Annotated in this window: 12 protein-coding genes; 5 read left to right on the plus strand and 7 right to left on the minus strand. The window is 63.0% G+C overall.

Annotated elements, in window-relative coordinates; genetic code table 11:
- Positions 1–147: 147 nt before the first annotated feature.
- Together VGN72_06440 and ilvN are read left to right on the plus strand one after the other, a co-directional pair.
- Entirely contained in the window at positions 148–2,145 is a 1,998-nt protein-coding gene (locus tag VGN72_06440) for an alpha-amylase family protein (GenBank protein ID HEV7298988.1), read from the plus strand.
- Between the two features lie 404 nt (positions 2,146–2,549).
- Positions 2,550–3,113, plus strand: a complete 564-nt coding sequence (ilvN, locus tag VGN72_06445; GenBank protein ID HEV7298989.1) for an acetolactate synthase small subunit — start codon at positions 2,550–2,552, stop codon at positions 3,111–3,113.
- Between the two features lie 398 nt (positions 3,114–3,511).
- Here the strand turns inward: ilvN and VGN72_06450 are convergent, their stop codons facing one another.
- The 7 genes from VGN72_06450 to VGN72_06480 form a co-directional block, all read right to left on the minus strand.
- Positions 3,512–4,399 (minus strand): hypothetical protein, encoded by an 888-nt coding sequence (locus VGN72_06450; protein HEV7298990.1) that lies wholly within the window; start codon positions 4,397–4,399, stop codon positions 3,512–3,514.
- A 177-nt stretch (positions 4,400–4,576) separates the two neighbouring features.
- The gene (locus VGN72_06455; GenBank protein HEV7298991.1) at positions 4,577–5,260 is read right to left on the minus strand and encodes a zinc-ribbon domain-containing protein; all 684 of its coding nucleotides are present in this window, start codon (positions 5,258–5,260) and stop codon (positions 4,577–4,579) included.
- A gap of 321 nt (positions 5,261–5,581) precedes the next feature.
- On the minus strand, positions 5,582–7,063 hold the full coding sequence (locus tag VGN72_06460; protein ID HEV7298992.1) for a CoA-acylating methylmalonate-semialdehyde dehydrogenase: 1,482 nt from the start codon (positions 7,061–7,063) through the stop codon (positions 5,582–5,584).
- Between the two features lie 156 nt (positions 7,064–7,219).
- Positions 7,220–8,578, minus strand: a complete 1,359-nt coding sequence (locus tag VGN72_06465; protein HEV7298993.1) for an aminotransferase class III-fold pyridoxal phosphate-dependent enzyme — start codon at positions 8,576–8,578, stop codon at positions 7,220–7,222.
- 578 nt (positions 8,579–9,156) lie between these two features.
- Positions 9,157–9,729 (minus strand): DUF4142 domain-containing protein, encoded by a 573-nt coding sequence (locus VGN72_06470; protein HEV7298994.1) that lies wholly within the window; start codon positions 9,727–9,729, stop codon positions 9,157–9,159.
- Between the two features lie 146 nt (positions 9,730–9,875).
- Entirely contained in the window at positions 9,876–10,751 is an 876-nt protein-coding gene (locus VGN72_06475; GenBank protein HEV7298995.1) for an NAD(P)-dependent oxidoreductase, read from the minus strand.
- Between the two features lie 422 nt (positions 10,752–11,173).
- Entirely contained in the window at positions 11,174–11,767 is a 594-nt protein-coding gene (locus VGN72_06480; GenBank protein HEV7298996.1) for a hypothetical protein, read from the minus strand.
- Positions 11,768–11,877: 110 nt separating this feature from the next.
- On the opposite strand from VGN72_06480, the gene VGN72_06485 reads away from it, so the two are divergent.
- The 3 genes from VGN72_06485 (at position 11,878) to VGN72_06495 (ending at position 14,356) form a co-directional block, all read left to right on the plus strand.
- Entirely contained in the window at positions 11,878–12,318 is a 441-nt protein-coding gene (locus VGN72_06485; protein ID HEV7298997.1) for a hypothetical protein, read from the plus strand.
- A 260-nt stretch (positions 12,319–12,578) separates the two neighbouring features.
- Positions 12,579–13,406: a hypothetical protein gene (locus tag VGN72_06490; protein HEV7298998.1), complete on the plus strand. Its 828-nt coding sequence runs from the start codon at positions 12,579–12,581 to the stop codon at positions 13,404–13,406.
- A gap of 602 nt (positions 13,407–14,008) precedes the next feature.
- Positions 14,009–14,356 carry a hypothetical protein gene (locus VGN72_06495; GenBank protein HEV7298999.1) on the plus strand — a complete coding sequence of 116 codons (348 nt, stop codon included), beginning with the start codon at positions 14,009–14,011 and terminating at the stop codon, positions 14,354–14,356.
- Positions 14,357–14,659 lie beyond the last annotated feature (303 nt).

Raw genomic sequence — 14,659 nt, forward strand, 5'->3', positions numbered from 1 at the left:
TTATCGATTATGACGCGTGTGCCGCGCCAGGACAGCCTGCAAATCGGACGTCGTTCACGTGATTACGGGTCGCACAGACTAGCAAGATATTTTAGCCATCGCTATAACCGTCCGTCCTTACATCAACGCATCAACGGAGAACCCAACGTGGCCCGCCAGCAATCGCCGCTCCCCTATCGTCAGATCCACCTCGACTTCCACACGAGCCCGAAGATCCTCGACGTCGGCGCCGACTTCGACGCGCGGCAGTTCGCGCGCACGATGAAGGCGGCCCACGTCAACAGCGTGACCGTCTTCGCCAAGTGCCACCACGGGCACCTCTACTACAACACGAAGCGCCCCGAGCGCCACCCGGGCCTGAAGAAGGGCCTGGACCTGCTGGGCGAGCAGGTGGACGCGCTGCACCGCGAGGGCATTCGCGCCCCGATCTACATCAGCGTGCAGTGCGACGAGTACGCGGCCAACACCCATCCGGAGTGGGTCGCGCGCAACCCCGACAGCTCACAGGTGAAGTGGGCGCACGGCGTCGATAACAAGGTCTTCGGTGCCGGGTGGCAAATCTTAGACATGAACACCCCGTACCAGGAATTCCTCGCCGAGCAGACCGCCGAGGTGCTGCGGCTGTTCAAGCCGGTCGACGGCATCTTCTTCGACATGTGCTGGAACCAGCCCACCACCACGCAGTTCGCGATCGACGCGATGCGTCGCAAGAACCTGAACCCGGAGGTCGAGGCCGACCGCGCCCGGCACGCCCACGAGGTGTCGATGGCGTACATGAAGCGGTTCTACGATCAGGTGAAGGCGTCGGCGAAGAATGCCGGCGTCTACTTCAACGGCCGGCCGCTGCACAACCTGGCCGAGGAGATCGCCTACCAGGGGCAGGTCGAGATCGAGGCGCTGCCGACCGGTGGATGGGGCTACATGTACTTCCCGAAGAACGTGCGCTTCGCCCGCAACTTCGGCAAGGAATACCTCGGCATGACCGCCCGCTTCCACAAGAGCTGGGCCGACTTCGGCGGCCTCAAGCCGTACGCGGCGCTGGAGTACGAGACGAGCCAGATGATGGCCCACGGCGCCAAGTGCAGCGTCGGCGACCAGCTGCACCCGCGCGGCACGACCGACCGCGCGGCGTACGAGCTGATCGGCGCGGTCTACGCGCGCGTCGAGGAACGCGAACCCTGGCTCGACGGCGCCGAGGCCGTCACCCAGATTGGCCTGTTCCAGACGCCGGCGGGCAAGGAACACATGAACGTCATCCAGGGCGTCGACGAGGGCGCGACGCGCCTGCTGACGCAGCTGAAGCACCAGTTCAACGTCGTCGACGAGCACAGCGACTGGCAACGCTACGACCTGCTGGTCCTGCCCGACATCATCAACGTCACCCCGTCGCTCGCCAAGAAGCTCGTCGCCTACGTGAAGGGTGGCGGCAAGGTGCTCGCCAGCGGCACGAGCGGCCTGAACGCAGAGGGCACCGAGGTGCTGCTGCCGTTCCTGGGAATCAAGGCCAACGGCCCCTCCCCCTACAAGGCGACCTACATCCGATTCGGGCGCGAGCTGTCCGACGGCGTGCCGCCGACCGACCACGTCATGTACGACCGCGGCCTGCGCGTGCGCGCCGCCAGCGGTGGCAAGGCCGTTGCGACCGTCGTCCAGCCCTACTTTGAGCGGGCGTGGGACCACTTCTGCTCGCACAATCAAACCCCCGGCGACCGCGTCAGTGGCGACGCCGCCGCCGTCGTAACCGACAGCAGCGCGTACGTCAGCTACAACATCTTCGGCGCCTTCAACAAGCACGGAAACTACCCCTACCGCCTGCTCGTGAAGAACCTGATCGATCGCCTGCTTCCCGACCCCCTGCTGCGGATCGTCGCTCCCACCAGCACCGAGGCGACCGTCATGCGACAACGCAACCGCACGATCGTCCACCTGCTGCAGTACACCCCCGAACGCCGCACGAAGGATCTGGACATCGTCGAGGACATCGTGCCGCTGTACGACGTGCCGATCTCGCTGCGGCTGGACAAGGCCCCCAAGCGCGTCTACATCGCCCCGGACAACGACTCGATCGACTTCCGCTACGAGGACGGCCGGGCGACGCTGCAGGTGCCGGAGGTACGCGGCCACGCGATGGTGGTGTTTGGGTAGTTGGGCCTGCGGACGCGTCGCCTCGCCTCGCGGCATCTGGGTGCCACGGTCTGGAGTACCAGACCGTGGCATGGGCGTCTCGCCCATGCGTGCATTTATGGCAAGCAGCTTCATTTGCTGGTACCGGCTCGGCCGAAGCCAGTGGCACAAATCGCGCCTCCTGCCCTGCTGATATGCATGGGCGAGACGCCCATGCCACGGCCGGAGCGGACACTGTCGTGCTGTTTAGCACCCTCTCAGGATGACGGTCCTGCCGCAAGTACATGCGTCACTTGGGATTTGGGACTTGGTCATTTGTTTGGCATTGGGGCTTGGTCATTCCGCTCCCCTCCTTCCCCGCCACCTTGCCCCCGGGCGTGAAACGCTTACACTGTGCCGCTCTTTTCGCGAGAAGGATTGCCGTTATGCGTCACGTGATTTCCGCCCTTGTGTTGAACGAGCCCGGCGTGCTGGCCAACGTTGCGGGGATGTTTGCCGCCCGTGGGTTTAACATCGACTCGCTGGTGGTCGGCCGGACCGAGAACCCCGAGTTCAGCCGGATGACGATCGTCGTCACCGCCGACGACAACACGCTGGCGCAGGTCCGCAAGCAGCTGGCCAAGCTGGTGCCGGTGGTGAACGTGCACGACTTCTCGGGCAGCGCCTACATCGAGCGCGACTGCGCGCTGGTGACCGTCACGGTCGGCCCCGAACGCCGCAGCGAAGTGGTGGACATCGCCAACCTGTTCCGCGGTAAGGTGGTCGACGTGTCGCCGGAAAGCGTGATGATCGAACTGGCCGGCACCGAGAGCAAGATTGAAGCATTCATCGAGCTCACCAAGCCCTACGGCATCAAGGAACTGGCCCGCACCGGCGTGATCGCGATGAGCCGTGGCATGCAGCTGTCGAAGGAAGCGGGCGCATCCGGCCCGCAACGCCGCTTGCGGTCGATCAACGCGCCGGCGCAAGTCGCGCTGCCACCGAGCTAGCGACGCGATCGGTCTGCTCCGCCCGTAGCATGGACGCCAGAGCCCATGATTGCGGAAAGAACGAGCGTCGTTATTAGTGGCGTGCTGCGCTGATCGAGCGGTTTGAATCCAACAAAGCTTTCTGGCGTTACCACGGTCATGGGCTCTGGCGCCCATGCTACGTGAAGGCATATGCATGGCTGGTGGCGCGCCAGCGCGTGGCCAGGCACTTCCATCGATTTTCTCAGGATGAATGTCGCGCCAAGGACGCCAAGGGGCCAAGAGCGCCAAGCCGGAAGAGGTGAGTTGAACTAGCGCGCGGTGCCGACAAGCTTACGTTCTCAATTTGCTCTTCTTGGCGCTCTTGGAACCTTGGCGTCCTTGGCGCTGTTCCTCATAACGCAAAAGCGAGAGATGCGCTACTCGTCCTTCTTCCCACCCGGCCGCGCGACGGGATAGAAGTCTCCCTTGTACTCGCGATTCTCCTCGGCGGATTGGGCCACCTCGCGCGGGGCGTCGAGCTTGCCGCCGGTGAGCGTGGGGACGGGGGCGTCCTCGTCGACCGAACCCGTATCGCCGGCCGGTTTGGCGCCGAAGCCGTCCAGCTTGGCCATCAGGGCCTCTTCCATTTCCTGCTGCTGGCGGGCCTTTTCCGCTTCCGATAGCTCGGCGGCCGTCGCGGCCTGAGGCTCCTCACCGCTGGTGAAGCGGTCGAGGTCGTATTCCTTTTCCTTGCGGCGCGGGCCCCAGATGCCGCCACCGGTCAGCAGGCCGACGATGCTCGGCCAGATGCCGCCGATCAGCACCAAGCCGCCCACCGCGTACAGCAACATGGTGTTGGCGGGCGTGGCGTGCCACTGATACTTGTACGATATCTGCGCGTCGGGAAACTGCTCCTGCAGCGCGCTGAGGTAATCGCGAATGGTCAGCTCGCCACTGGCGTTGGTCACCTGCACGGCCTCGGGCTTGTACGGCTCCTTCACGTCGAACCGAACGGGGTCAGCGATGCCTTCCAACGGGCTTTGCGGATCGTTTGGGTCGATTCGCCGACCGGTCTGGCGGATTTGGCGGAAGGTCATCCATACGCGACCCTCGGGGTCGGTCGGGTAGACGACGACATCGTTGATCTTGCCGCGCGCGTCCGGCCGGCGGATCAGCCCCTGCTCGAACTCCCGCTGGGTGTTCAGTCGGCGGACGATGCCCGTGTCCAGGTCCGGCCCATAGAACGCCTGCACCGACCCGAAGGCCAATCCCACCACCAAGCCGATGCCAGCCCAGTGCCAACGTCTAAGATCTTCTACACCCATCGTTTGATCCCCGCGGTCCAGAATCGCGCCGTGCGCCTCACCACTTCATCTCTATACCGGCACCCCGTCCGAAAGTTGAGCGATTTCGACGGAAGTTGATGCTTGCCCCATTATTTCATGCAACAGTTTATCACCGTTCCGGGCAACCACAGCCAAGTGGCGATACAGCCTAACCCGTTACCGCATCATCGCTTCCGCATCGCGTAATACCGTCTCAGCACCCGGATGTCCCGCTGCCCGAGCGGCCCGGGCCGCGGTGATCGCAGCGCGGGGATCGGGGGGCACGGTCGCCAGGTGCGCAACCGCCTTGTGGTAATACGCGTCGGCGAGCGAATCATTGCGGTCAATCGCGGCGTCGAACCATTGGATGGCGTCCGTCGGTCGTCCCTTGGCCAGATAGACGCGACCGAGCATGGTCATGCAGTGCTCGCTGGCGTCCAGCGCTTGCGGGAACTGCCCCGCCGCCGCGATGGCGGCATCGTACTCCTTCATGCTGGCGTGGAGCGACATCAACTCGTTCAGCGCCACCGAGTTGGCCGGTGACTTGTGCAGCCCGTTGAACAGCGTGATGGCCGCCTGCGACTGCCGCGAATCGACCGCGGCCAGATCGGTCCGCATCTCGCTCAGCGCAACCGGAAACTGCGCCCGGCAGTTGCCGCACTCACTGATCGGCCGCTTGGCCCCGACCGGGAACAGCGGGATGAAGAACAACGTGAACCAGGTGCGGTAGCTTTTGGGATGAAAGTCCGCCTCCTGCCCGCAACGCGGACAGTGCGTGCGCAGCGGTTCCCCCGGCTCGGCGGAGATGACCGGCTTGGTGCCGAAGAACAGGATGAAGCCGCGAGGGCGGTTGCGAGGCATGGAGAGAGTGTATGCCAAAGGGGCGCCGGGCGAAGGTCCGCGAAGGGCAAATGTAGGCGAACGTCAGACGGCTCTCCGGTCCCTCTCCCTCATGCTTCGGGAGAGGCTAGGTGAGGGTACCTTTTCGGATTCAATAGCCGCACAGAGAAGAATCGCCCACGAATGAGCACGAAGGAACACGAATAAGAGAGAAAACGGTTTTCCTATCCGTGTTTCTTCGTGCCCATTCGTCGGCCATCTGCCGTTCGAAATCACCCTCACCTAGCCTCTCCCATGAGTACATGGGAGAGGGACCAGACCCTACCTACCGTATGCGGCCGTTCACTTGCTCCAAATGTCCCCCTCCCCACTTGCGAACCATCGCGTCGTCGTAACCTTCTGTTGCGTGTAGAACGCCACCCCCTCGCGGCCCTGGACGTGCAAATCGCCGAAGAACGATTCGTTCCAGCCGCTGAACGGGAAGAACGCCATCGGCGCCGGCACGCCGACGTTGATGCCGATCATGCCGGCGTTGGCGTTGTGCTTGAACTCGCGGGCCGTCGCGCCACTGCGGGTGAAGATGCAGGCGCCGTTGCCGTAGGGGTTCTTCGATTGGATCGCCAGTCCTTCGCTGAGGGAATTAACGCGGATGACGTTCAGCACGGGGCCGAAGATTTCCTCGGAATGGATGGTCATGTCCGGCTGCACACCGTCCAGCACGGTGGCGCCGACGTAGAAGCCGTTGGGCGCGCCCGCAACCGTCACGTTGCGCCCGTCGGCCACCGCGGTTGCGCCACCCTTTACGCCGGCGCCGATCAGGTCGCGCACGCGGTCACGGTGCGGGGCGCTGATGACGGGGCCCATCTGCGCGTTCGGGTCGCGATCCGTTGCGCCCACGACGAGCTGCTGCGCAACGCGCGCGATCGCCGGCACGACTTTGTCGCCCGCCGGCCCAATGACCACCGCGGTGCTGCCGCTCATGCAGCGTTCACCGGCGCAGCCGAACGCGGCCTCGGTTAAACCCTTCACGGCGTTGTCGATGTCGGCGTCGGGCATGATGAAGATGTGGTTCTTGGCGCCCCCCGCTGCCTGCACGCGCTTGCCGTGGCGCGCGCCGGTCTCGTAGATGTATTTCGCGATCGGCGTGCTGCCGACGAAGCTGACGGCCTTGATCGTGGGGTGTTTCAGGATCGCGTCGACGATCTCCTTCCCACCATGCACGATGTTCAGCACGCCCTTGGGCAGGCCGGCCTGAACCAGGAGTTCACCAATGCGCGTCGCGGTGAGCGGGACCTTTTCGCTCGGCTTGAGGATGAACGTGTTGCCGCACGCGATGGCGATCGGGAACATCCACATCGGCACCATCGCGGGGAAGTTGAACGGCGTGATGCCCGCGACCACGCCCAGCGGGTGCCGCACCGCTTCACAATCGATGCCACGCGCGATGTTGGCGGCCGTCTCACCCATCAGCAGGCTCGGGATGCCACAGGCGAACTCGACGACTTCGATCCCGCGGCGGAGGTCGCCGCGCGATTCGGTGATCGTCTTGCCATGCTCGCGGGTGATGAGCTTGGCGATGTCGTCGAACTGATCCTCCAGCAGCATCTTCAGCCGGAACAGCACGCGGCAACGCTCGATCGCGGGCGTTTCCTTCCACGCCGGAAAAGCCTCGGCGGCGGCGGTGACGGCTTGGTCTAAAGCTTCGGCACCGGCCAGCGGTGTTTCGGCGATCACCTCGCCAACGCTGGGGTTGTAGACGGGCGACGTGGCGCTGCCGATGGAGACCCAATCGCCGCCGATGAAGTGTTTGATTGTGTTGGGCATGATTCACCGTGGCATGGGCGTCTCGCCCATGCGTGTCAGAAGGAGAAGAGAATTCTATTTGTGCCGTGCCGCTTCGGCCGAGCAGTCTGCAAGCAAAACAGATGAACTGGCACCATTGCGAGCATGGGCGAGACGCCCATGCCACGGTAGGACGCGTCAGACGACGATTTCCCCGAACGCCACGTCCAGCACGTCGAGCATGAACTCCGCATCGGCGGCGGTGATGCACATCGGCGGCTTGATGCGCAGGACGTTGCCGTGGAAGCCGCCCTTGCCGATCAGCAGGCCCAGGTCGCGGCAGCGTTCGAAGACGGCGATGCAGGCCTCCTTGGCGGGCTCCTTCGTCGTGCGGTCTTTCACCAGTTCGATGCCGAGCATCAGGCCACGGCCGCGCACGTCGCCGATGATCGGGTGACGTTCCGCGAGCTTGTGGAAGCCGTCCATCAGCTGCTTGCCGATCGTCAGCGCGTTCTGCTGGATGTTTTCCTGTTCGATGACCTCAAGCACGGCTTGGCCCTGCCGCATGACGACCGGGTTGCCGCCGAAGGTGTTGAAGTGGATGCGGCTGTTGAGGGCCGCAGCGATCTCGTGCGTCGTCACGACCGCGGCGAGCGCGGCGCCGTTGCCGATGCCCTTGGCCATGGTGACGATATCGGGGATCACGCCCTGCGTCTCGAAGCCCCAGAAGTGCGTGCCCGTCCGGCCGAACCCGGCCTGCACCTCGTCGGCAATGCACAGCCCGCCGGCGGCCCGCACGTGTTCGTAGGCCGCTTTGAGGTAGCCGTCAGGATAAACGATCGTACCACCGACGCCTTGGATGCTTTCAGCAAAGAAGCCGGCGACCTTGCCGCTCGTGGCGAACTGGATGACCTGCTTCACGTCGTCTGCGTACTTCTGCGCCGCTGCCGGATCATCCTTGTCGAAATAGCCGCGGTAGGTATCGGGGGCGATCGCGTGATGCACGCCCTGCCCGGCCGGCACGTTGTACTTCCAGGTGCTGTGGCTGGTCAGGCCCATCGTGCTTTGCCCGCCACCGTGGTAGCCGTTGCGCAGCGCGATGAGGTCGTAGTTACCTGTGTAGGCACGGGCCATCAGGGTCGCCAAGTCGTTCGCTTCCGACCCGCTGTTGACGAAGTAGCAGACCTTCAAATCGCCCGGCATCTTGCTCGCCAGCTTGGCGGCGTACTCGGCCGGAGCGGGGTTCAGGTAGATGGTCGTCGTGTGCTGCAGCAGCTCGTTCTGCGCTTGCACGGCCGCGTTCACGTGCGGATGGCAGTGGCCGACGCTCACCGTCACGATGCCGCCAAACCCGTCCAGGTACCGCCGGCCGGTCTCGTCGAACAGGTACTGCATGTGTCCCTGCACGATCATGATCGGCTTTTTGTAGAACGTGAGCAGCGACGGCGGCAGATGCGCCTTACGCAGGCGCATCACCTCGTCGAAGCTAAGGCCGGTGTAGGGTGCGGGCGTGAAGGTGCTCGGAGGCAACGTCGGGGTGGCGGTTGCAGTGCTCATAATTCGTGCTGCGGTAACGCGGGGGTTTGGGCCGCGCAATTGCTACCACAACATCATCGGCGTTGCACGATGAACGAGCCGAATAAACGAAAGTCAGACGGAACGCCGACCGTTTGAGTCAGAACGTCGACCGTTCAAGACGGAACGTCGACCGTTCGAGGCAAAACGTCGACCGTTTGAGGCGGAACGTCGACCGTTCGAGGCAAAACGTCGACCGTTTGAGACGGAACGTCGACCGTTTGAGACGGAACGTCGACCGTTCGAGGCGAAACGTCGACCGTTCGAGACGCCGCGTCAACTATTCGCCTGGGAATGACGACATTACAGGACGGGAGGTCCACGGTTCAACGCGAGCCGTGCGCGATTCGGAGCGGAGCGTAGCCGGGCGTAGAGGATCCGGCTCCTCTCCCGGTACTCCGGGGGAGGCTGGGAGGGGGTGAATGGATGGTGGAGGTCAAAGGGTGGAAGGCGGAAACGAGGCAGGGGGTTTCCCGAAGCCCCCGATGCTCCTCCCCGGCATGGTCGCTTACGTGGCCATGCCGGGGGGACGCTGAGGTAGCGCACCTTCTGGCTCAACCTTAGTGGTTGTGGTCCTTCAGCATGTCCTTGTGCATCTTCAGGGCCGATAGGTTCTTGGAGGCGAATGCCTTCAAATCGGCGTCGTCGACGGCCTTGGCGGCGCCTTCGAAGAGGTTGATCGCCTCATCATGGGCCATCACCTGACGGCGATGGTAGGCCTTTTGGAACTCGTCGCTGTTGGCCTCGGAAAGCGTGTCGAGCATCTTCTGGTGCCGCTCGACCATCTGCGTGGGCACCGAGCCGCCCTTGCGCGTCACGATCGTGGCCAGCTCGTTGTTGACCTTCGTGTGGTCGTTGACCATCTGCTGGGCGAACTTCTTGGTGGCCGCGTCGTTGGCCCGGCTGAGCGCCATCTGCGAGCTTTGCACCTCAAACATGCCACCACTGGCGGCGTTGACGACGAACTGCTGGTCGGCCTTCGACAGGGAACCCGGGTTGGTCATCTTGCCGTCATTGGCGGACATGGCCTGTCCGCGGGCACCGGTTCGGCTGGACATGTCCGAGTCGCGGTCGTTGTCCTGACAACCGACCGCAAGCATGGCTCCGATAAGTAAGACTGGCGTGGTTCGCATGGCGTGTTTCTCCGCTAAAGACGAGAAGTTCTTTGGGACGGCGCCTTCGCCGCCCCGCAACGACGTGCCTGTTCGCGAACCTCGTGCCGCAAAAACAAGTTGTGGCTGGTTTTGAAGCGTACGCCGTTCGGGCCTTGCCTGCGTCGCTACAGCTCGTTCCTTAACCCGGATTTCTGCCCGTCGTCAGCCATGCTATGGCTGGAGACCTTTTCATCGAGGTCCAGCTTCTCCAGCAGCGGGTTCTCTTCGGTCAAATCGTCCACCGGGTCGTAGCCCACCAGTTCGCGGGCGTCGGAGATGTCCAATCGCTTAAAGCGGTTATTGCTGAGCCCGTGCAGGACGGCGAACTTCAGCGTCTCGTTGTCGATGCAGCGTTCGATGAGCTGATTCAAATCGCGCCGGCTCACCCAGGCGTCGATCATCGAGATGCTCTCCTGCTTCCGCGCGTTCTCGCGCGGCTGGAACGCGCCGATGCGCAGGCAGATGCACGACAGCCCCTCCTTCTCGGCCATGTACCGGCCAAGGGCCTCACCGAAGCACTTGCTGACACCGTAGAGGTCGCCAGGGTTGACGGGTTCGCTCGTCTTCACCTGCACGTCGGCCGGGTAGCCACTGACGGCGTGGATGCTGCTGGCGTAGATCAACCGCCGCACGCCCGCGGCCTTGGCGGCGACCATCGTGTTGTAGGTGCCGGCGATGTTCACGTTCAGCACGCTGTCCCACGTGGCGCTGGGACTGGGGTTGGCCGCCAGGTGCAGCACGGTGTCGATGCCCTGACAGAGTTGCTTCATCTGTTCCAGGTCGGTCACGTCGCCCTGGACCACCTTGCCGTACTTTTCGATCTTCTTGGTGTCGTCATCCAGCTCGTGCTCCATCAGGACCATCTCGTACCGCTGATGCGAGTGCTCCGCGAAGTAGGACCCAATGTTGCCCGCGGCCCCGGTGACGAGGACCCGCCGCTTGGTCGTAGCCGAGTTGTTGTTGCCGAGCCCCTTGTCGCCGGTCGTGAACGAATGTGCCATCTGTGTTGCCTCCGTTGGAGGTCGCGATGGCAAGCGATATGCCGTGGGAGGAAATCAGGGGTTAGGAGTTAGGGCATAAGGCGGATTCGATGCTTCGCTTCACCTGGCCGTCATCCTGAGAGGGTGTTAAGGAACAGTGCCGCGTCCGCTCCGACCGTGGCATGGGCGTCCCGCCCATGCTCGTGGTGAGGCCGGAAGACAGGATTGATTGCAGCGGCTCGGTCGGCGCAGCAGCCAACAAATGAAGCTTCTTATTCCAATTCACACGCATGGGCGAGACGCCCATGCCACGTAAGAGGCGGACGCGAGCGTGTTCTTTAACACCCTCTGAGGTACCCCGAAGGATCTCCCCCGTATTCTCAGGTGGGGCCGAACAGATCCTTCATGGTACCTCAGGATGACGACTGAGCGATGGCGTGTGTCTATTTCCCCGCCGCCGCCCGCACGGTGTAGTCGAACAGAATGCGCCACTCCAGATTCTGCAGATCGCGCGCCAGCTGTACCGGTGGGTGATCGTCGGCCGCGTCGTACACGGATTCGACGAAGTCGACCATCGCGTACGTATCCCAGCCATTGCGGGTAATCGTGCGGGCGTCGTCCGACGCGTTGGACGCCTTCACGATCGCCTGTCCTTCCGTCGCCAGCGTCGCCATGACGGGGTGGTTGCGACACTTGCCGTACCAGTAGCGGGCGTTGTTGAAGTCCCCCTCCCGGCGGTGCAGCACCGCGTGCCAGAAGCTGCCGTTGGCCGTCTCCACGCCCTGCGACAGCGTGTGCGACGGCTCGAGCCAGTCGTGCAATAACCACAGGCCGGCGAGAACTAACGCCGCCTCCCCCTCATCGCGCGCTGGCGCCACCAGGACGGTTGCGGGCGTCACCCCATCCAGCAATGCCTTGGCCGCCGGATCACCGTCACCGCTGACGACCAACCGGCGATAGGTGGAATCCGTCCTTAATGCCAGAGCCTGCTGTGCAGATGCCGTCAATATGCCGTTAAAGTCTACCAATCCGACCATTTGTCGCACCTGTTCTTGCAGAAATGCAGTTTACCGAACGCTGCCGCACGTTTTGTGTGTACGGCATGGGATTTACATTAGTGACTGACAACAAAGGAACGGAGCTTATCATGATTCGAACTATCGCCCCACTCTCAATCGCGTTACTGATCGGTGCTGTCGGTTGTGGCTCGGGAGGCAGCGGCAAGGTCTACCAGCCCAAGACGAAGGACACCGCTCTGGCGGCATACGCCGGCAACGTGCAGTACCCGACGGACATGCAGGCCACCGAAGACGCCAGCGTTACGGCGACCGTGAACAAGCAGAATGGTCGGATCACGATCCGGAACTTCTCGAACAAGGCGATCATCGAGCCGCGCGTCTGGGTGAACCAGGTCTACGTACTGCGCACGCGCACCTTGAGCCCGCAGGACACGATCGTGCTGGACAAGGGCGACCTCTACGACTCGGCCGGCCGCTCGCTGCGCGACCAGTCGCCGAACGCGATCAACACGATCCACCTGCAGACGGATCGGACCCTGGTTAAGGCAAAGGGCCCGCTGTTCGAGTAATCGAGCGATAGGCGCCCGAACGGTCATCCTCCCCTCCCCGCGCCCGCCAGTCACCCACCTGGCGGGCGCAATTGCGCGCCCACCGCGACCGTTTGTGAGGTAGACTTCAAGCGTCACCCGCGGCGTTCGCGGGGGCAATCACTGACGTAGGTCGCCGCAGGTTTCGGGGTGGGCGCGATTTTCAGTCTGCCATCATTCCATCTTTCGTCCCGCCAGTCCCCGCCACCGTTCGCGCGACCGCTCGATAGAAGGAGCGTCGTATGACGCAGAATGTTTCCAGACGTTCGAGAGGCTTTGGCCTGCTCGATTTGGTTGTGGTGGTTGGGGTGCTGCTGCTCGTGGTGGCGTTTTTTTTACCGATGCGAACCAAGCAGCGTGGCGACTCAAGCCGGGTGAAGTGCTCCAGCAACCTGCGCCAGATCGGCCAAGGGTTGCTTCTGTACTCAAATGAGAACCGCCAAGCGTATCCGCGCGTGCGCTTCGATGCATCGGCACCTGTGAGCTACTACACCGGCGTAAACGACAACAACCCGTTCGACGGCCAGAACGACCCGTCTCCGAACGACGTGACGGCCGCGTTGTATTTGTTGCCTCGAACGCTGGACATGGGCACAGAGGTCTTCACTTGCCCGTCGTCGCAGGAAATGAAATTCTCCCCCAAGGACACGATTGCGAATTACAGCAACTTCCCAAGTCAAAAGCATCTGAGTTTCGCGCTGGCCAACCCTTATCCGACCACGGTGGCGGACGCAAAAGGATACAAGTGGGACGCCACTCTCGGGCCAGAGTTCGCTGTTGTCGCCGACATGGGCCCTGGGGTGGACATGTCGACCCTGACTCAGAAGTCGTCACAAAATGACGTCCGAAAGGCCAACAGCACCAACCACGACCGCGACGGCCAAAACGTGCTGTTCGGCGATGGCCACGTGGAGTTCACCAGTACCCCCTTAGTGGGCGTCAACAAGGACAACATCTACGCCCCGGCCGCGGCGTTAGTCGTCGGCAAAGACGGCTCCGCCTCGCTGCCGCCGGGCACCGTGCCCCAGCACGCCGACGACAGCGTGCTGCTGCCGAGCGAGAAGGACTAGCGTCCTCCGGCTCCTCTCCCATGTACGCATGGGAGAGGCTGGGTGAGGGTGATTTCGATGATCGAGAGCCGTCAGCAGCCGGGTGCCACGGGTGGTACTCCACCCGTGTCTGCGATGGGACGAGCACGCGCGGCCTACCGCCCGTGGCACCCGGCCATGCCCCGCCGCCCGATAAAACCGCCCTTCGCCCCCTACCGATCGGCCGCCCCATAACATCCCGTTTTTCTCGCTGCAATCGTGGGGTGTTAATCTTCCGTACAAGTACACGGAACTTCCGTACAAGTGCACGGAACTTCCGTACAAGTGCACGGAACTCTCGTACAAGTGCACGGAACTTCCGTACAAGTGCACGGAACTTCCGTACAAGTGCACGGAACTTCCGTACAAGTGCACGGAACTTCCGTACAAGTGCACGGAACTTCCGTACAACTGCACGGAACTTCCGTCGTGGACGACGGGACTTCCGTACCACCGGGAAGCGAGAAGGGGACATCGGATGTCCCCTTTCCTTGACGCTCTGTTAGATTGAAAGCGTAATCGGTGCCGGGCCGGCCATTCAACGTCGATCCGTTATGTCTCTTAAGTACGCGGAACTTCAAGACGTGATCTCGCACGGCGCGGCTGAGGGACGGCTGGACCTCGACGCGTTTCGGGCTTTTGCTCGGGAGCGGTTCGCGAGTTTTGAAGATGCCTGCAATGCCGTCGCGATCGAGATCGCCAGGCAGTTCCAGCGTTCGCAACTCACGTTCCGCGATGCCGACGGGGCAATCAACGCGATAGAAGGCCAGATGATCGTCAGCGCGGCGAATGAGACGAACGCGTCGTTGCCGGAGCCCGCATGGTCCATCTACTTGGCATTTGATGCCGGTGAATGGGATCATGGCGAGGCGGGTGATCCCGTCGAGCGCTACACGATACCGCTACTGAAAGAGGCGCTCGGCGAGGCCTAGAGCGGTTCTACCTCAGGTGTAGCATGTCATCCCGATGGGAGCGGTAGCGACCTGAGGGATCTCGAATTAGAGACGACTCTAGACAGTGGCGATCCCTCGGGTCGCTACCGCTCCCGCTCGGGATGACAGGGTTGCGGCCAGACGCTACACCCGAAGTTGAACCGCTCTAGGTAGCACGGACATTCATCCTCGCGCTTTCGGCTCGTTTCGTCGATGATGTCCTCCGTCAAGGAGGACCTGATGGCCCATCGCCACCGCCACGAGTTGACCGACGCCCAGTGGGCGAAGATCGAGCCGCTGTTG

The sequence above is a fragment of the Tepidisphaeraceae bacterium genome (assembly GCA_035998445.1).
Classification (GTDB): domain Bacteria; phylum Planctomycetota; class Phycisphaerae; order Tepidisphaerales; family Tepidisphaeraceae; genus DASYHQ01.